The organism is Moraxella sp. CTOTU47579, assembly GCF_032004885.1.
Taxonomy (GTDB): Bacteria; Pseudomonadota; Gammaproteobacteria; order Pseudomonadales; family Moraxellaceae; genus Faucicola; species Faucicola tetraodonis.
Map to the genome: position 1 here is coordinate 189,530 of NZ_DALZOJ010000004.1, position 18,898 is coordinate 208,427.

The 18,898-nt window shown below is 44.9% G+C and carries 18 protein-coding genes; 8 read left to right on the forward strand and 10 right to left on the reverse strand.

Annotated features, from left to right (window positions below; translation table 11 throughout):
- Window positions 1-199 precede the first annotated feature (199 nt).
- Window positions 200-1,168 carry a 4-hydroxy-3-methylbut-2-enyl diphosphate reductase gene (gene ispH, locus RTP55_RS04570; protein ID WP_312384539.1) on the reverse strand — a complete coding sequence of 323 codons (969 nt, stop codon included), beginning with the start codon at window positions 1,166-1,168 and terminating at the stop codon, window positions 200-202.
- A 196-nt stretch (window positions 1,169-1,364) separates the two neighbouring features.
- Here ispH and gmk point away from each other — a divergent pair, with 196 nt between their 5' ends.
- Window positions 1,365-1,982, forward strand: coding sequence for a guanylate kinase (gene gmk / locus RTP55_RS04575; protein ID WP_007116269.1), 618 nt, complete (start codon window positions 1,365-1,367; stop codon window positions 1,980-1,982).
- A gap of 39 nt (window positions 1,983-2,021) precedes the next feature.
- Here the strand turns inward: gmk and RTP55_RS04580 are convergent, their stop codons facing one another.
- Window positions 2,022-2,969: a LysR family transcriptional regulator gene (locus RTP55_RS04580; RefSeq protein WP_312384541.1), complete on the reverse strand. Its 948-nt coding sequence runs from the start codon at window positions 2,967-2,969 to the stop codon at window positions 2,022-2,024.
- A gap of 135 nt (window positions 2,970-3,104) precedes the next feature.
- Here RTP55_RS04580 and RTP55_RS04585 point away from each other — a divergent pair, with 135 nt between their 5' ends.
- The 5 genes from RTP55_RS04585 to RTP55_RS04605 all read left to right on the forward strand — a co-directional run bounded on the left by RTP55_RS04585 (window position 3,105) and on the right by RTP55_RS04605 (window position 8,498).
- Window positions 3,105-4,343, forward strand: coding sequence for an acyl-CoA dehydrogenase family protein (locus RTP55_RS04585; protein WP_050324210.1), 1,239 nt, complete (start codon window positions 3,105-3,107; stop codon window positions 4,341-4,343).
- Window positions 4,344-4,482: 139 nt separating this feature from the next.
- The gene (locus RTP55_RS04590; protein ID WP_312384544.1) at window positions 4,483-5,550 is read left to right on the forward strand and encodes a phosphotransferase family protein; all 1,068 of its coding nucleotides are present in this window, start codon (window positions 4,483-4,485) and stop codon (window positions 5,548-5,550) included.
- 8 nt (window positions 5,551-5,558) lie between these two features.
- Entirely contained in the window at window positions 5,559-6,335 is a 777-nt protein-coding gene (locus RTP55_RS04595) for a histidine phosphatase family protein (RefSeq protein WP_312384546.1), read from the forward strand.
- 101 nt (window positions 6,336-6,436) lie between these two features.
- Window positions 6,437-7,240, forward strand: coding sequence for an SDR family oxidoreductase (locus tag RTP55_RS04600; protein ID WP_312384604.1), 804 nt, complete (start codon window positions 6,437-6,439; stop codon window positions 7,238-7,240).
- Window positions 7,241-7,685: 445 nt separating this feature from the next.
- A complete protein-coding gene (locus tag RTP55_RS04605; RefSeq protein WP_060994714.1) occupies window positions 7,686-8,498 on the forward strand; it encodes an SDR family oxidoreductase in 813 nt (270 codons plus the stop codon).
- A gap of 129 nt (window positions 8,499-8,627) precedes the next feature.
- Here RTP55_RS04605 and msrAB read toward each other — a convergent pair whose 3' ends face one another.
- Complete coding sequence (msrAB, locus tag RTP55_RS04610) at window positions 8,628-10,361, reverse strand: bifunctional peptide-methionine (S)-S-oxide reductase MsrA/peptide-methionine (R)-S-oxide reductase MsrB (RefSeq protein ID WP_203171696.1); 1,734 nt, start codon at window positions 10,359-10,361, stop codon at window positions 8,628-8,630.
- 326 nt (window positions 10,362-10,687) lie between these two features.
- Here msrAB and RTP55_RS04615 point away from each other — a divergent pair, with 326 nt between their 5' ends.
- Together RTP55_RS04615 and RTP55_RS04620 are read left to right on the forward strand one after the other, a co-directional pair.
- Window positions 10,688-11,995, forward strand: coding sequence for a sensor histidine kinase (locus RTP55_RS04615; RefSeq protein WP_312384549.1), 1,308 nt, complete (start codon window positions 10,688-10,690; stop codon window positions 11,993-11,995).
- A gap of 9 nt (window positions 11,996-12,004) precedes the next feature.
- A complete protein-coding gene (locus RTP55_RS04620; protein ID WP_312384550.1) occupies window positions 12,005-12,565 on the forward strand; it encodes a response regulator transcription factor in 561 nt (186 codons plus the stop codon).
- A gap of 210 nt (window positions 12,566-12,775) precedes the next feature.
- Here RTP55_RS04620 and RTP55_RS04625 read toward each other — a convergent pair whose 3' ends face one another.
- From RTP55_RS04625 to otsB, 7 genes are all read right to left on the reverse strand, one after another.
- A complete protein-coding gene (locus tag RTP55_RS04625; protein WP_007116258.1) occupies window positions 12,776-12,988 on the reverse strand; it encodes a cold-shock protein in 213 nt (70 codons plus the stop codon).
- Window positions 12,989-13,332: 344 nt separating this feature from the next.
- On the reverse strand, window positions 13,333-14,064 hold the full coding sequence (locus RTP55_RS04630; RefSeq protein WP_312384552.1) for a glycosyltransferase family 2 protein: 732 nt from the start codon (window positions 14,062-14,064) through the stop codon (window positions 13,333-13,335).
- Between the two features lie 14 nt (window positions 14,065-14,078).
- A complete protein-coding gene (locus tag RTP55_RS04635) occupies window positions 14,079-14,681 on the reverse strand; it encodes a class I SAM-dependent DNA methyltransferase (RefSeq protein ID WP_312384554.1) in 603 nt (200 codons plus the stop codon).
- Window positions 14,674-15,495, reverse strand: a complete 822-nt coding sequence (locus RTP55_RS04640; protein WP_312384556.1) for a PIG-L deacetylase family protein — start codon at window positions 15,493-15,495, stop codon at window positions 14,674-14,676. Before RTP55_RS04640 ends, RTP55_RS04635 begins: the two co-directional genes overlap by 8 nt.
- The gene (locus tag RTP55_RS04645; protein WP_312384560.1) at window positions 15,483-16,580 is read right to left on the reverse strand and encodes an acyl-CoA dehydrogenase; all 1,098 of its coding nucleotides are present in this window, start codon (window positions 16,578-16,580) and stop codon (window positions 15,483-15,485) included. Before RTP55_RS04645 ends, RTP55_RS04640 begins: the two co-directional genes overlap by 13 nt.
- 54 nt (window positions 16,581-16,634) lie before the next feature.
- The gene (locus RTP55_RS04650; RefSeq protein WP_312384563.1) at window positions 16,635-18,050 is read right to left on the reverse strand and encodes an alpha,alpha-trehalose-phosphate synthase (UDP-forming); all 1,416 of its coding nucleotides are present in this window, start codon (window positions 18,048-18,050) and stop codon (window positions 16,635-16,637) included.
- Window positions 18,038-18,871: a trehalose-phosphatase gene (gene otsB / locus RTP55_RS04655; RefSeq protein WP_312384565.1), complete on the reverse strand. Its 834-nt coding sequence runs from the start codon at window positions 18,869-18,871 to the stop codon at window positions 18,038-18,040. The genes RTP55_RS04650 and otsB overlap by 13 nt, the downstream gene beginning before the upstream one ends.
- Window positions 18,872-18,898 lie beyond the last annotated feature (27 nt).

Sequence of the window (18,898 nt, forward strand, 5' to 3'; positions counted from 1 at the left end):
CCAATTTATGATGGTTCGTTGTCATAGTTAGGGTGAATGCAAAACTATTTCAAGCATAAGCGGCACAATTTTTTAATTTTTAAATAATAAAAAAAATCATACAAGCAGGGTTTAAATCACCAATAATTAAATGATCAATAAAAAGCCGAGCATACTTATACCCGGCTTTACTTGCTATCTATCCGATACTATATCTCTGTTAAATCTTGGATTCACTAGGATTATGCAGTTGGGGCGAGCGCAATGCTTTAGGCAAGCTAAAGGTCACGTTTTCCAAAATACCTGATAATTCTTCAGGTTTTTCGCCGCCCCAAGACTGTAAGGTATCTAATACTTCTTGAATCAATACTTCAGGCGCCGATGCACCTGCAGTCACACCCACCGTATCCACACCTGCAAACCAGTCTTTTTGCATTTCGCCGGCATTGTCAATTAAATACGCTTTGGCGCCCAAGCGCTCCGCGAGTTCACGCAAGCGGTTGGAGTTAGATGAGTTGGGTGAGCCCACCACTAACACCACTTGACAACGTGCCGCAAGTTCCTTGACCGCATCTTGACGATTTTGGGTGGCATAACAAATGTCATCTTTACGCGGCGCATGGATTTTTGGGAATTTATTTTTTAGCGCATCAATCACTTCTGCGGTGTCATCCATCGATAGGGTGGTTTGGGTGACAAATGCCAAATCAGTATCGGTCGGTAAATCAAGGTTGGCAACATCCACCACATCTTCAATTAAGTGAATACGTCCACCGTATTGTGGATCGAAGCGTCCCATCGTGCCTTCCACTTCTGGGTGACCGGCATGACCAATCAACACCGCATCTACACCTGTTTTGGCAAATTTATTGACTTCGATGTGGACTTTGGTAACCAGTGGGCAAGTGGCATCAAACACCGTCAAATCACGGCGTTCGGCTTCATCTTCCACGGCTTTGGAGACGCCATGCGCTGAAAAAATCACAATCGCCCCATCCGGCACTTCATTCAACTCTTCGACAAATACCGCACCGCGATTGGCAAGGTCTTCCACCACAAACTTGTTGTGTACCACTTCATGGCGCACATAAATAGGCGGTTCAAAGCGCTCAAGGCAGACATTAACGATTTCGATGGCTCTATCGACCCCAGCACAAAAACCACGGGGATTGGCGAGTAAAATTTTCATAACGCAGTTCTTCAGTCATTGATGATTCATGTGGCTAGTTTACCATGAGTTCATACACGCAAAATATGTTAAACGTAAAAAATCAGCGAATCGGTATTGAAGGGCTAAATTACGCAGAAATTGTTAGCAAAAATTGCTAAAATAGCCGATTCAAAAATGGCTACTACTTATTTAATCAAACCTCTAAGGATATGTCATGACCAAAGGCTCATTATTTATCATCACCGCAGCAAGCGGTACTGGCAAAACATCGCTGGTTAAACAGCTGATTGCAACGACCAATGACTTGGCGGTGAGTATCTCGCATTCGACTCGCAAGCCACGTCCTGGTGAGATTGATGGGCAGCATTATCACTTTGTCAGCCGCGAGATATTTGCTGATATGATTAAGCAAGGTGAGTTTTTGGAGCATGCCGAAGTGTTTGAAAACTACTATGGCACCGCCCAGTCCACAGTAGAATTTATGCTGAGCAATGGCTTAGACGTCATCTTAGAAATCGACTGGCAGGGTGCGCTGCAAGTGCAAAAATTGCGTCCCGATGCCACGACCATTTTTATCCTACCGCCCGACCGCCAATCGCTGCGCCAGCGGCTTTCCAATCGCGGACAAGACAGTCAAGAAGTGATTGAAAGACGTCTTGCCGGTTCGGTCAATGAAATGTCGCAATACGTGAATTTTGATTATGTGGTGATTAATGACAATTTCGACGTGGCATTAGCGGAGTTAAAATCAATCATCATCGCCAATCGTTTGACTCTCGCTAAACAGCAAGAGCGTCACGCTGGCCGTATTGAGCAGCTATTGTCTGAATAAATCATCAATAGCCTATAAATAATCAATAAGCGCAACGCGCTAATGAAACGCACTAAAAATCTGCTGTCTTAGCCACCCATACAGCGGGTCAACCTGTTGTTGTTGGTGCCAATAGCCGTGTAACTCGATATGAGTCAATTCAATTGGCAAATCCAAAATCTGCCAGCCTTGGGCGGGTGGCAAAAATGTGGTGGCTAACTGGCGCGGCAAGGTAAGCAATAGCTTGTCTTGTTTTAGCAATTGAAAAGCCGTGGCATAATGTTGGCAACGGATTTTACTCTGCCGCTGCCAACCTGCTTTGGACAATAAACTATCTTCAATCGACAGACCTAGCCGCCTTGATGACACAGTTATATGTTGACTGGCAAAATACTGGGCTTGGGTGATAGTTGGTTCATTCGCCAATTCAGCCGCAAAATTTGGCGCATACAACACCAGCACAAACTCATCTCGCAACAAGGGTTGATGCACAATCTCACTATCCACCACCCGCGCCACATCAATGGCAAAATCCAGCTGTCCAACTTTTAGTTCATGCGCGAGTTCTGAGCGATTGAGCCGGCTACTGGTGATTTGACAATTGGGCAGGACTTGATGAATTTGGCTGACCAATTTGTTAAACACAATCAATTCAATTTCATCGTGCATGGCAATCGTCAACGTAGCAAAGCTCTGCTGCGCCAGCTCGCCAAGTTTGTCCTCGCTCAATAAATGGTTAGTTTGAAATATTTGTTCGAGATTTTCAAAGCTTTGTTTGACGGTGGGATAAAGCCGTTTGGCATACAGGGTGGGGTGCAGTTCACCTTTTTCCCGATAAAAAAGTTCGTCCCCCAGCGCTTGGCGTAACCGACCTAACGCATGGCTAATGGCAGATTGGCTCAAATGCAAAGCTTCTGCAGTATGAGTAAGATTTTTAAGCTCAAAAATATAAATAAATAGCCTAAGCAAATTTAAATCAAGCTGCTTTAACGGGTTTTTATGCAACATTTGGATAACACCAGATATACCTCAGTTGTATGAATTTTATTTATAGTATTCTACTAATTAAAATCATTTTATTCATGATAATAAATCCGTTAAGCTGATTCAATGATTGTTTTAGCCAAATAAGGACAACGCCCAATGGAATTCCAACTTAGCGATAAAGCAAAAGACTACATCGCCCGTACCAAAGCTTTTATTGAAACCGAAATCGAACCGATTGAAGCAGAATTTTGGCAAGCCGCGCATAAGCTTAATCCCACAGGCGATTGGACGACTTGGCAATGGCCTGCCAAACTTGAAGAATTAAAAACCAAAGCCCGTGCGCAAAATTTATGGAATATGTTTTTGCCAGATGAGCAACTGGGTCAAGGATTAAGCGTTCAAGAATACGCCCATATTGCTGAGTTGTCTGGCAGAAGTCTTATTGCCCCCCATGTGTTTAACTGTAATGCGCCCGATAGTGGCAATATGGAATTGATTTGGCGCTACGGTAACGACGCCCAAAAACAGCAATGGTTAACGCCGTTATTGGCAGGGGAAATTCGCTCCGTGTTTGGCATGACAGAGCCTGCAGTGGCCAGTAGTGATGCCACCAATATGCAAGCCACGGCGATTGTCGAAGGCGATGAAATTGTGCTCAACGGTCGCAAATGGTGGTCTTCAGGTTTGGGCGATCCAAATGCTAAACTTATTATTTTTATGGCACACACCCCAGATGAGAGCAAAGATCGCCACCATCAGCACACCATGGTACTGGTACCTATAGATGCCAAAGGCGTCAAAATTGAACGTATGCTCAAAGTGTTTAATGATTATGATGCACCACATGGACATGGCGAAATGCGTTTTGACAACGTGCGTGTACCGCTTAGCAATGTCATCGGCGGGGCAGGCGAGGGATTTGCAATTGCCCAAGGGCGCTTAGGACCGGGTCGGATTCACCACTGTATGCGTTGTATTGGCGCGGCAGAAAAATCGCTAGAGCTTGCCATCGATCGCGGGCTAAGCCGTAGCGCATTTGGCAAACCGCTGCTTGATTTAGGTGGCAACCGTGAACGTATCGCTGACGCCCGTGTCAAAATTGACCAAGCGCGTCTGTTAACCCTGTATGCCGCCTATAAAATGGATAAACTTGGCACCAAAGCGGCGTTGACCGAAATCTCAGCGATTAAAGTGGTCGCCCCAACGGTACTACAAGAAGTCGTCGATATGGCGATTCAGCTGCATGGGGGTATGGGTGTAAGCCAAGATACGCTGTTGCCGATGTTCTTTAACCAAGCCCGTAGCCTACGCCTTGCCGATGGACCTGACGAAGTGCATAAAGGCATGATTGCCAAACTGGAAGTGAAAAAACGCCAACAAGCGACGACCAAATAACTAGCAAATAACTAATAGCTAGTTAACAAAAAAGGTAGCTAGCTAACAAAAAAGACGTGATGTCAGGTTACGTCATTTTGCTATTTGACCTAGTTAAAAATACAAGTTAAAAAACAAAATAAGAAACAAGGATGAGATTATGCTTGATACTGCGAACCCAGTACGCAAAGGCGAAGAGATTGACAGCAATGCGGTCACCGAGTATTTAATGAGCCAAGGCATCGCTTTGCAAGGTGAGCCAGAAGTTACCCAGTTTTCAGGGGGCGCATCCAACTGGACATACCGCCTAAAATATGCCAACCGTGATTTAATTTTACGACGCCCACCCAAAGGTACCAAAGCCAAATCCGCCCATGATATGGTACGTGAGTACACAGTTCAAAAAGCACTGCAATCACAATACCCACGCGTCCCCAATATGGTCGCCCTGTGTACCGATGACCGCGTGATTGGTTGCGATTTTTATGTCATGGATCGCATCGAGGGCATTATTCCCCGTGCCAATTTGCCAAAAGCGTTGACGTTAAGCGAACAGCAAGTCAGCGAGCTGTGCAGGCAGGTAGTCGATGCGTTGATTGATTTACACAAGGTCGATTACACCCAAAATCCTGATTTGGTCGCACTTGGCAAAGGCGAAGGCTACTGCGAGCGTCAAGTCATGGGCTGGGATAAACGCTATGAGCAAGCCCGCACGCCTGATGTGCCTGATTTTGCCGATGTGCGTCAGTGGTTAAAAGCCAACACCCCAAAAGATGTCAAAACTAGCGTGATTCATAATGACTGGCGTTTTGACAATGTGATTTTAGACCCAAACAATCCAACCAACATCATTGGCGTGCTCGACTGGGAAATGGCAACGATAGGCGACCCCTTGATGGATTTGGGCTGTGCGTTAGCTTACTGGATTCAAGCCGATGACAATGCGGTGATGAAAGCTACGCGCCGTCAGCCGACCAATCTGCCAGGCATGATGACCCGTGCCGAAGTGGTCGAGTACTACCTGCAAAAAACGGGGCTGAAAGTGGATAACTGGCGCTTTTATGAAGTGTTTGGGGTGTTTCGCTTGGCAGCGATTGCGCAGCAGATTTATTACCGTTATTATCATGGGCAGACGGATAATCCGGCGTTCAAAGATTTTGGCGTGATTGTCAACGCCTTACACAACCGCTGCGTCGAACTTATCGAAAAAAATAACAATAAATCATAGGGATTTTCATGAAACTCATCAGCCTTGTCCGTCATGGGCAAGCGTCATTTGGCGCAGACAATTATGACCAACTGTCTCCAAAAGGTATCGCTCAGACCCAGTGGCTTGGTGATAGTTTTCGCCAGTCAGGTCGGCAAGTGCACGCGCTGATGTCAGGCAGTATGGCGCGGCAAAAGGATAGTCTCAAGCATTTTTTGAGCCATTATTATGTCACCCGTGAAGGCATTGAACTGACCGAAATCACCCACCATGTGCAAAACGCTTTAAAAAATCAGGCAAATCCCAGTTTGACCATGCCGCTATTGCTCGGTGAAGATAGCAGTTTTAATGAGTTTAATCATGAACAAATTCTTTATAAAGCGGGATTGCCATTTCAGGATAAAGCCAGTTTTATGGCGTATTTGTCCAGTCAAACACACCCGGAAATTAGCTTTACTGATATTTTTACCCAAGCCATGAGCCGTTGGCAAAGCGGTCAGTACGACAGCGATTATGATGAAAGTTGGCAACACTTTTTGCAGCGCACTTGGAACGGTTTTGAGCGTTTAATTGCCCAAACTGGCGAGCATGAACATGCGATGGTATTTACCTCAGGTGGCGTGATTGCCAGTATCATGCAGCAAGTGATGAAACTATCGGATGTCCAAGCTTTTGATTTGAACTGGCATATCGCCAACGCCAGTGTTCACCAATTTCGCGTGAGTAACCAAGGTGTTTTTTTACAGACCTTTAATGAGTTTAGCTATTTGTATCAACAAGGCGAGCAGATGGTGACTTGGCGCTAAAATTTAGCTTATCAGTTTAACGTTTAAAAAAAATTTAATAAATAATTAAGGATGAAATAATGCAAACACTACCGGAATTACTGCAGCAAGTTCAGGCCACAATGACAGCCCCAAACACGGACTTATCTGGTTTTATAAATAACCAAGTGGGCAAGGGTAAAACCATTTTGATTACTGGCGCAAGCTCGGGGCTGGGGGCAGGCATGGCGACCCATTTTGCTCGCATGGGCTATAACCTGGCAATTTGTGCACGCCGCACCGAACGCCTAGAACAACTCAAAGCCAACTTATTAGCGGATAATCCGACGATTACAGTCAGTGTCAAGGCACTCGATGTGACTGATTATACGCAGGTTTTTAAAGTGTTTCATGAATTTGCCCAAGAGTTTGGCAAGCTTGATCGTATCATCATCAATGCAGGGGTCGGCGAGGGTCGCCGTATTGGCAAGGGTAATTTTGAGATTAATCGCAAAACTGCCGAAATCAATTTTATCTCAGGTCTTGCCCAGTGTGAAGCGGCGATGGAAATTTTCCGCGCCCAAAATAGCGGTCATTTGGTGGTTATCTCAAGCATGTCGGCGTTCCGTGGTCTGCCAAAACACATGTCAGTGTACGCGGCAAGTAAATCAGCGATTGCCCAGCTTGCTGAAGGGATTCGCGCCGATATGCTGCTCTCTGATTTACCGATTAAAGTGTCAACGATATATCCAGGGTATATACGCACTGAGATTAACGAAGGGGCTAAACCGTTACCCTTTGAAGTGAGTGAAGAAATCGGCACCAAAGCATTGGCAATCGCGATTGAAGGCGAGCCGGATGAAGCGTGTGTCCCTGAACAACCGTGGACACTGATGAGTGATTGGATGAAAAACGCCCCACTGACATGGGTCAATGGTTTGGCATAACCCAAAAATTTCTAAAACAACCCAAATGAGACTTTGCGCTGATTTGGGTTTTTTATTGTCTTCACATTGGGTGTCTTGATATAGGGCGTCCTAATATAGAGTATCTTAATATAGCATTGCCAACCTGTATATTTGCCTTTGGTGACAGATTTGACATTACCCAGTAAGAGGCTGTTATAAAAAATAGCGAGTATGAAGGGTTAACCAGTATAGAGGGCTAAAGGGTGTCAGTCATCGTTAATCCTATCGCCATCCTTGTTTATATTATGTATTTAAAGCCTATAGTGATATTTGCAGTAGGCTAAACAAGGGTCGTAATGATAAAATCAGCGCCTCTTTGATGATTTTTTATTTATTGTTACGATAACTGAGTGGTACAGGCAACCAAACGATGAAAAAACTTGAAAACGCGCTACAAAAAATTGATAAATACGGTCAATTTGTGATGAAAAAACTGGTCAATCGACGCTCATTAGCTGAGCTACAAGGTATCGGTCAAGGCAAAACCGTATTGATTACCGGTGCCAGCTCAGGGATTGGCGCGATGATGGCACGCCGATTTGCTTATCTAGGCTATGATTTGGCAATTTGTGCCAGACGAGAAGAGCGATTAAATGCGTTAAAGCAAGACATTGAAAGCAAGTACCCTGTCAAAGTCTCTGTCAAAACTTTGGATGTGACCGATTATAATCAGATTTTTACGGTATTTGATAGCTTTGTGAGTGACTGCAAAACCCGAGGGAAAACCATTGATAAAATTATCGTCAATGCAGGGGTGGGCGATAGCCGCGTCATTGGTCATGGACGCTTTGAGACCAATCGCCATACCGCTGAAGTCAATTTTATCGCAGCGATTGCCCAGTGTGAGGCGGCGATGAAGATTTTTCGCCAGCAAAACAGCGGTCAGTTGGTGGTCATCTCAAGTATGTCAGCGGTGCGCGGTTTGCCCCGTCATCTTACCACTTATGCGGCTGCCAAAGCGGGACTGGCAAATTTAGCCGAAGGCATTCGCGCTGATATGATGCAGGAAAAACGTCCGATAACTGTCACCACGATTTACCCTGGGTATATCCGTACCGAGCTCAATATCGGTGCCAAATATTTGCCGTTTGAGAGTACAGAAGAAGAGGGCGTCGAGGCGATTGTCGAAGCGATTGAAGCCAAAGTGAATGAAGCCTTTGTCCCAGCATGGCCTTGGCTGCCGATTGGAATTGGTATGAAAATATTACCGCTCAGGGTGATGACCAAATTTTTATAAGCGCATTTTTAAAAAATTTTAAAGTCTCGGCATAATCAAAAACGCCTTATTAAAAACGCATTGGCAGCTGATGGCTTGTCAAAGCGTTTTTGATATCGTTACCAGTCAACGTGCTACCTAATTGACTGGCTATTTTACCAATGGCATAAGTGCGCCATAGCCTGCCGCTTGCATGTCTGCCAAAGCGATAAATTGTAGCGCATCGCCATTGATGCAGTAGCGTAATCCGCCTTTATCCTTGGGGCCATCATCAAACACATGCCCTAAATGTGAGTTGGCGACCCGCGAGCGCACTTCCGTTCGTGTCATGTTAAAACTGCTATCGGTTGAGGTGGTAATGACGTTTGCGCTAATGGGTTTGGTAAAACTCGGCCAGCCACACCCCGAATCATATTTATCGGTGGATAAAAACAACGGCTCGCCACTGACGATATCCACATATAAACCTTTAGCAAATAAATGGTCGTATTGATGACTAAAGGCGCGCTCAGTAGCTGCGTTTTGGGTGACATCATACTGCGCTTGGGTCAACCGACTTTTTACATTTTTATCGTAGTTTTGATAGCGGGTAGGATTGAGCGCCTCGGTGACCGTCGTGGCAGGCGCTAAGGCTTTGATAACGGGGATTTTTTGATTGGCAAGGCTAATATCAATATGGCAGTAGCCATTGGGATTTTTGCTTAGATAATCTTGGTGATAATTTTCTGCGTCATAAAAATTCGCCAAGGGTTTATTTTCTACCACAATTTTTTGCGGATATTTTTTTGCCAAATCGGCAAGGGTTTTATCAATGATTGGCTTATCATTGGCATCGGTATAATAAATGCCGGTACGATATTGCGCCCCGCGATCATTGCCTTGTTTGTTGAGACTGGTCGGGTCAATCACTCGCACGTAGTATGCCAAGAGGGTCGCAAGATTGGTTTTATCGATATCATAGATAACTTTGACGGTTTCTGCGTGCCCTGAGCCTGCTATCACCTGCTCATAGCTCGGGTTCGCGCTATTGCCATTGGCATAACCTGATATCGCATCGACCACGCCATCCACGCGCTCCATATAGGCCTCTAGCCCCCAAAAACAGCCACCCGCCAGATAGATAGTATGCGTGCGAATCGGGGTTTTACCATCTGCTTGATAATACACACCGTTATGGTTAATCGGAGCTAAGGCTTTGATGCTAGCGGCTTGTTTGCTAGCTTGGTTATTAGCCTGCTCATGAGCTTGGGCAGTCTGGCTATACGGAGTTTTTGCTTGATTCAGGGCTTTGAGTTCTGCAAAGTCGTTGCTAGCATTGTCTGACAAGGCTTGTATTTGTGTTGGGGTAAGATTGCCTTTGACCAGTTTTAATAAATTGCCTTGTTTATCCAAAATCGCAAAACTGGGATAGACTTGCACGCCAAATTGTTTAATCAGCTTGCCATTGTTATCCATAAGCACCGCTAGGTTAGCATAGTCTTTGGCAAGCACTGTGTACCAAGTTTGAAAATCTTGGGAGGATTTTTCACTCAAATGACCTGGACTGACCACGCTGATGACATTCATATCGGGATACTGCTTTGCCCATGCGTCGCTTTCTTGGAGCGTTGCCAAACACAGCGGGCACCAGCTTGCCCAAAATTTCACCACAGTTGGCTTGTTGGGGTCAATCACATGACGACCCATTTTGCCTAATTTTGGGTTGATTTGGCTCAAACCTTGTAAGGTTGCTAACGTATCAGTCGGCAATACATCCGATTTGCTAGCAGCACGCGCAGAGCCAGTGTTTTCTTTGGCATTCATTTTTTGACAACCCAGCAACAGCAGGCTGCTGATTAATAGGGTAATAGTTAAATTCTTAGCACTTTGAGGAAAATTGACCATGGTACATTTCTCATCTATTTGTAAAGCGTCAAAGATAGCTGTAAGTTGGCACTCCAATAAATTTTTGATTAAAAACATAAAGTGAGCCTTTATCTGATTGTAACTGAATCAGCAAATAAGCACACTTTAAAGTTTTAAAAATTAACATTAAAAAAATTATGCCATCATCCATAGGGTTTAAAGAGAAAACTTTTGGTGCATTTGTGGTTATCCTAGTATTGACTAGCCATTGATTTACTTTTGACACGTTAATTCGCTCAAAGTTCGCTCAAAGTGCGGCTGCTTCATGCTAAAATCTTGTTTTATGGTTCGTCAAAAGTTTGCCCATGCATCAAGCCATCAACAACGTCGCAAAAGCCCCCATGATTGCTCGCTATACCTGGTTAGCTATTATGGTCGCCGCCATGATTTGTGCCGACCAATGGGGCGTTGCCAAACAGCAAATCAATCATCTGCTCGCGATTATCATTATGTATGGGGTCAGCGTTGAGCTAACTAAACGCCTAATAGCTACTCGACACTTTCACCCACAACACTCTTGGCTCATGTTGGCGGGGTTTATCGGGGATTTACTGGCGTGGTCAGCCTTTATTTATTATTCAGGTGGGGCCGCCAATCCGTTGATTACCTTGTTTTTAACGGTGATTGCCGTGGCGTCTATGGTGATGAGCACCGTGCACATCATCGGCTTGTCAATGCTGTCTGTTGGGCTGTATACGCTGTTATGGTATTGTTATGTGCCGCTGACCCTGAGCCACCATGATCATGCGGTGGGTCAAAAACTCCATTTACTGGGTATGTTTGGGGTTTTTATTTTTGCGGCAATCATGTTAACCGCCTTAACGGTTTATTTTAAACAGGCGATGAGCCGTAGTTATCAGGCGCTTGAGCAAGCGCAGCAAGCCATTCACCAACAACGTCGGTTGCTTGCTATCAGTAGTCTGGCTGCCAATATCGCCCATGAGATGAGCACGCCGATTGCGTCGATGCAATTACTAAGCGATGACATTGCCCAGCAATTAGATGAAGACGACGAGTTATTGGATGACATAAAACTGTTACAATCACAAATCGACGTCTGCCGCCAATCGCTGCACAAGCTCAAATCCCATATCCAATCCAATGCGCTGCCGCCAGCGCAATCTGAGCCATTGGCATGGGTAACGTCATCAAATTTACCAACGCTACTGCCCAAAGTCGTCAATGATTGGCAATTTATCAACCCCCATGTTGAAGTAGCACTCAATGTACCACCACAATCGATAGCCGTCCCCTTGAGTGAAGAACAGCTGTATTCTATTGTGATGAATATGCTCAATAATGCCATGCAGGCACAAGCCACAAGGCTTGATATTAGCGTACAGCTTGCTCAAAACGTGATGATTATTATTGAAGACAACGGACAGGGTATCGACAGTAGCATGATACAGCGTATCCAACACCAAACTGCTATCGAATCGGATCATGGCTTAGGGCTTGGCTTGACGATTGCCAAAACAGTTATAGAATATGTTGGCGGACACCTTGAGCTGACCAATAAGCAAAATTCACCCCTGCAAAAAAGGTTAAATGATTCAGGTACGTGCGTGAAGATAACGTTACCAGTAATCGATGCGCCCGCCAGTTTGTTGTAGGAGACTAGGTTGCAACACCCACCCCTGTTAGCAGAGACATGGCTTATCATTGATGATGATGAGGTGTTTTGCCGTATTTTAAAAAAGTCGTTGGAAAAACAGGGCAATCAGGTATTGACTGCCACTAATGCCGATAGCGCGCTACAACTGGCAAAGAAGCAATTACCCAGGTTTATTATATTGGATCTCAACATCGGTGATGACAACGGCATTCATCTGATTGAGCCATTACTCGCTATTACCCCCACTGCCAAAATTCTAATGCTTACTGGCTATGCCAGCATTGCGACCGCCGTCAGTGCGGTCAAAATGGGCGCGTATCATTATTTGCCTAAGCCGTGTAGTCTGGATGAAATCTATAAAGTATTGGACATCGTAGTAGCCCCTACAAAGTCAATCGGTAGTGCAACAGATGAACGTTTGTCACTTGAACATCACGAATGGGAATACATCCACCAAGTATTAGATGAATGCCAAGGCAATATCAGTGAAGCGGCGAGGGTACTTAAAATGCACCGGCGCACACTACAGCGCAAACTACAAAAAAAACGTAAAGTGGATGCACAATAACCTTTCTTAACCGCACACAGCAGCCCATAAATTGTCAGCCGAGTTAGCCCAATAGTTGGGTGAGCACAAAACACAAAAAAAGCACTTATAATAAATAAGCGCTTTTTTGATATCTATTTTTTGCTATCTATGCAAATGGCTAATCAATGAATGAAGCGTTATTCACGCCACGCGTTATCAGACCATTTACGATAGTAGGCTTAGCTAACCTTAGATAGCAACGATATTGCTAGCTTGGTCGCCTTTTTGACCTTGGGTCACAACGAAAGATACGCGTTGACCTTCGCTCAATGTTTTGAAACCTGAGCTTGCGATTTGGCTATAATGTGCGAAAACGTCTTTGCCGCCATTGTCTTGTTCGATAAAGCCAAAGCCTTTTGATTCGTTAAACCATTTTACGGTGCCGTTTACAGTATTTGACATAGGATTGTCCTTGATTAGATAGATTTTAAAAGTGGTCATCTGACCCTAAAGCTGGAACTAAGCCACAACACGATTCTATTCGGTATGAAAGAATTGCGGTAGTTTTGATACACGATTGACTTAAAATCTAGGACACAAGCGTAATGGAAACGAACTTAGAATAGACTTAATGTAATGCGATTGAAACTTCTGACTGCTTTCTAGCTGTTGTCCAGTATATAGTAATACCGGCAGATAGCAAGGAATATCACAATAGTTTTGTAAGTGAACTGTGTTAAACCCAACTTTTTACCTTTATTTAAGCCAAAGGCTGATTTTGATTTGAGCCAAAGGTTGGTTTTCATTTATGCTGAAGGTTGATTCTCTAAACCCCTTAAAAAATGGGCAAATCCTTCCTTAGCGCGGGCATCAAGGCGACTGCTAGTCACCACGCGTACCAAATTACTCCAAATAATGGGTAAATTGGCTTGCTCAAATTTTTTCACCAAACCCACATCTTCATGGCAAGTTAATTCATCAAAACCACCCACCGCCAGATAATCTTGACTGGCAAAGCTCAAATTTGCCCCATGAATATGGCGATGATCCATACAATCTTGATAATGGGCGAGGTATTGCTGTTTGGTACTCTCTGACAACGCATCCCAACAATCGATGCTCACTACGCCACATATCATGGCTGTGGGCCTAGTGGTGGGCGTAGTTGTGGGCTCAGCTTTTAGATGTTTGATTTGTGCCATTAACCAATCAGCTTCCACCATACTATCGGCATCGGTGCAAGCAATCCAATCAGCCCCCTGTTCAATCAAGTAACGCACGCCCAAATCTCTGACCTTACCCACGCAGCGAAACTCACAGCGCAGCCAGTCTACCTGGGCGTTTTGTACTTTTGATAAAGTATCATCATCACAGCTATCTAGCACGACCACCGTTTGTACCACTATGTCGCTTGATAGCTGAGCAATCGCCTGTTTAATCGCATCCAAACACGCGCTGATGCTATCGGCTTCATTATGGGCAGGGATGACTATGCCGATTTTTTTGGGTAGCCGCTGTGGGACAGTAGTATTTGCCATAATGCTTTTCTCAGTTATTCCACTAGATTTTCTTGCTTGGCAAGGCTTTGGTGATTGGCTTGCCAAATGGTCAACAAAAAATCTTGGTCAATCACATGACTTTGCTGACGGTAGTGCAGCTGTTGTTGCAAACTGTCGTGGACTGTTTCGCCTGTCAGTTGAAACCCGTCAATCGGATAGCGCCAATGACAGGCTAAAATCACGCCATTGTCTGTCAATGCAGTGTTGAGCCAAGCGATGACTTCGGTCAATGCGTCAGGCGCCAAGTAATATAAAATCTCACTGACCACAATCAAATCAAATCGCTCACTGGGCAAATCCTGCGGTATCAAACCTTGCATAACTTGCACATGTGCCTGGTTGTGCAGACGCTCACTGGCAAGTTTGACTGCCTCAAGTTGCCCATCCACACACCGCAAATCATCGCAGCGCTGGGCTAACTGCTCACTAAATACACCATTGCTACAGCCCAGTTCAATCGCCTTGGCAAAATGCGGGTAGGGTAACAATGACAGGCAAATTGCGCGTTTTCGCACTTCATACCAGCGTTTTTCATATTGCCAAGGGTCGCTACTATCGGCATAAATTTGGGCAAAATACGCTGACACATCAGTCATGAAGATATACCTCAAATGGTTGGCTAAGCCTAGTTAACGTGGTATCTGACAAAATAGGCGCTGTTCCCGTTGTTGGGTCAACATAGATTTGACTGCTAAAACAGCGCATGGCATAACTTTTTCGCTGCGCCTGCAATTCGCTTAAATCAAATCGCCATGCCTTGTGCCAGGGAATACGGCTATCGCCAGGTTTTGCCCAATGCCATGCCCAGATCAGCACTTGATAGCAGGTCAAATTTAAGCGACTTTTAAATGCATGGGCAAAACGATGCACCACTTGCCCAGTGCCTTCATGGTCGGGATGACCATCGTACGCAAATGGGGTGATTAAAATATCAGCGGGCTGAATCAGCGATGTTAACTTGTCAAAAAAATCCACTTGCCGCCCAAAAACTTCGCCATCAGGAAAATTCAAGCTCGTCATCGACACATTGGGCAAATCCAAACTGCTATCGAGCGTTTCAAGTGCAAGCTGGCTTTCAATTGCTCGGATTTTTGCCAGTTTATCGGTCGGATACAGCGGTGAGTTAGGGTGGCTTTTCTCGCCTTGGGTGACACTAACAATCAATACTTGATTACCTTGAGCCACCAACGCTTGCAGCAGCCCACCACAGCCTAAAATCTCATCATCTGGGTGCGGCGCAAAAATACACACGCGCCGATGTTTGGGAAAATGGGTCGATATATCCAGTCTGGTGAGACTGTCCAACCCTTGCCACGCTTGCCAATCTTGTGCAGATGTGCCGTCGCCTGCAATTAAACGGTCACCCACAATCGGATGCAGTGGGGCGGGCTTAGAATCTACAGTTGCCATAATCCCCCTTGTGAATCGCCTAGCTGTTCGGCAGTCAATTTGCCAATCGCTTCACTGTCAAATGCGCCATGGGTTTGACGGATAAATACCGATAAGTCTGCCGCTAGCCGTGCAAAATGGGCATTTTTGCAATAAGGCGTTGCGCCCAAAGCTTTACCAACTTTTTCAAGCACTAGCATGGCGGTAGTCTCCACTTGCGCTCTTAAGATACGGATGGGGAGTGCATGACTTTGGCTAGGCTCACTATCGATTAATTGCGCAACTTGATAAAAGTACGCTTGGGTGACACTGAGTGCTTGCGACACTTCGCCAAGATAAAATGCTTTAAAGGCTTGGGGTTTTTGCTGATAACTGTCCAATAAAAACTGTGCCAACTGGGCTGCCGCGCCATACCAACAAGCCGCTACCCCTGCCGCACCCTGCCAAAATCCTGGGCGGTCGAGATAAGGGCTGCTACCTTTGGCAATCGCATTTGATATGACTTGGGTGGCGTTAGCGCCTTTTAGATGGAGGGTGGCTGTCGCCGTGTAGGGCATACCTACCGCATACCAGCCGCTGTCATCAATGGTCACTTGCGGTTGGTTCATGGCTAACATCAGCAATTGGGCGTTATTATGGGTATCTCGGAAACTGACCAAGCCATGATCGACAAAGGTCGCACCCGAACACCACAGTTTTTGTCCCGTGCATGTTTCGCCATCAAAACGCAGTGGCTCATCACCGCCTTCTGCTGCCCATACGGCCCATAGGCCTTCAGCGATATCGTCCACGCCCAATTCTGCCAAAATCGCCAATGCATCAAGATGCGACTCAAAAAATTTGACCAAGTTCAAATCACAAGCGGCAACCTGTGCCAATACTTGCCAGCGCTGTAAAGTATGACCGTCAGCAGGCAAGGCAATTTGAGTGGACAAAAGCACCAACTGCGACAAAGTTTGCTTTAATTGTGTGACATAAGCGGCATCGCTTAGTTTAGGTGATGTATCAACCGTTCTACGAAAGTCTTGCAAAATAGCGGTGATTAATTTACTCAAGTCCGATTGGTGATAGTCGGTAGGTAAAGCATGATCCAACACTGGTGTCATTGTGAATTTCTCATTGGCTGTTTTGTTGTCTATTTTATTATCTGTTTTATTGACTTATTTGGTTTTGTCCATGTGGGTCAAATCTGCCAAAAAATGCGCTCGCCACGTGTCAATATTGGTCTCATAGATGCTCTTTAGTAGCGATTGGTGACGTTGTTCCCGTTGTTGTTTGGTGATGGTCAATGCTTGGTATAAGCCTTCTATCATGCTGTCGTTGTCAGTAGGGTCGACCAAGATAGCTTGCTGAAGTTGGTGCGCTGCCCCCGCATTTTTAGACAAAATCAAAACCCCTGCGTTTTGTTCATCCTGTGCGGCAATATATTCTTTTGCCACCAAATTCATGCCGTCTTTTAGCGAATTAACCCAACAAATTTGGCATTGCCTAAATAACGGCATTAAATTGTCATGACTGACTGGGTCTTCTTGATAGATAATCGGTTGCCAACTGGCAGTAGCAAATTGGCTATTAATTTGCTCAACGAGGGTGTGCACTTGTTGTCGTAACTGTTGATAAGTCTGAATATCAAGACGGGACGGGCAAGCAATTTGATACAGCTGAATCCGTTCAAGGTATTGGGGATAACGCTGCAAAAAGGCGGCAAAAGCTTGTAAGCGTTCGGGAATGCCTTTGGTGTAATCCAGTCGTTCCACCGCTAAAATCGTGGTGATGGTTGAAGTGAGATTTTTTAACACAGCTTGATCTGACAGCGGTTGTCTGGCAAGTTTATGAATATAGAGAGGATTGATACCAATTGGATAGGCTTGTATTAAGGTGGTATGATTGCCATGGGTAATCAGTGTACGTGCATTTGTTTGCGTAATCTGGATGGCGTGGGGGAGTAGCTGCTCAAGCACCGCGACACAATTTTGAGCGTCTTGTTGGGTTTGTAATCCAACCACATCATAATCAAGTAATTGATTAATTAAAGTTTGACCATAAGTCAAAAAATCCCATACCCATAACTGGGGAAATGGAATATGCAAAAAAAAGCCAATGCGCTGTTTCATGCCTAAGTCACGGCAATGCCTTGCTACCGCAAAAAAATGATAATCTTGTATCCAAATCATATCGTCAGGCTGTGCGATTTGCTGCAGCTGTTTGGCAAACATACGATTGACAGCTTGATAAACGCTAAAATCTTCACTACTTGATACAATCAAATCCGTGCGGTCATGCATCCCCGCCCAAAGTCGATTATTGGCGTAACCACAGTAATATTTTTCATATTGCATGGGTGAAAAAGCCGTCGTGACATAGGTGACTTTGTCATGCTGCTCAGTCGCAAATTGATTGACGGTATTGGGCATATCGCTGATATTTGTCACTACTTGACCGTTCCAACCGACCCAAATACCGCCATCTTTGGCAAGGGCTTCTTGAAGCGCTACTGCCAACCCCCCTGCCACGGCTTTAGGTGACTGTTTATTAGGTAAATTAACCCGATTCGATAACACAATCAACTTTGACATAGGGTCAATAATCCTTTAAGTAAATCGGTAACGGCTGAGACGTCGCTCACATAATAATGGGCATGGGTAGGTTCATAACCGACTTTGACACCAATTCCTTTGATATCACTACCTTTCTTATTTGGTGTATCACCATAACTTTGTACAGCAATAAATCCTGCTTCATCAGTCACATCATCGCCGATAAATATCGGACGGCAATGAGGATGATAGTGTTTTAAAACATGGTTAATGGCACTGCCTTTATCGACACCTTGCGGCAATAGCTCATACAAACATTTGCCCGCTTTAAGCTGCCAATCATTAAAATCATGCCCAATAGCTTGCATGATGGTTAAAGCGCTAGCGGCAAGTTCGGGATGCTCACGAAAATGCAGTGCCACACCAAAAGGTTTTTGCTCAATGCGCCAGTGTGGACGATCACCAGTGGCGTTAATGACGCTTTGATTAATTTTTTGTAGCTGTGCTAAATTGATGTCCACCAAAGAATAGCTATCGATTAGCGTATCACATTGCAAACCGTGACTACCAATCACCGGCAGTTTCAGCGGCGCTGTCAAGCGTCTAGCATCAGCAACTGACCGCCCTGTCACCAGCCAAATGGGTAGATGATTTTGTAACTGCGCTAAAATTGTTAAATTATCATGGCTGATAAAACTTTGCTGGGGATCGGGGTGAAATTCACTAAGCGTCCCATCAATATCTAACAGTAGCAACAAATCAGAAACCCCTTGCACAACTTTGGCTAAATTATTAGCTAAAAGTTGTGAGGGGCTAGTGACTGAATGATTAATCATGGTATAAAGGTGACTAACACTCATCTTATATTTTTATCATTTTATCATTCT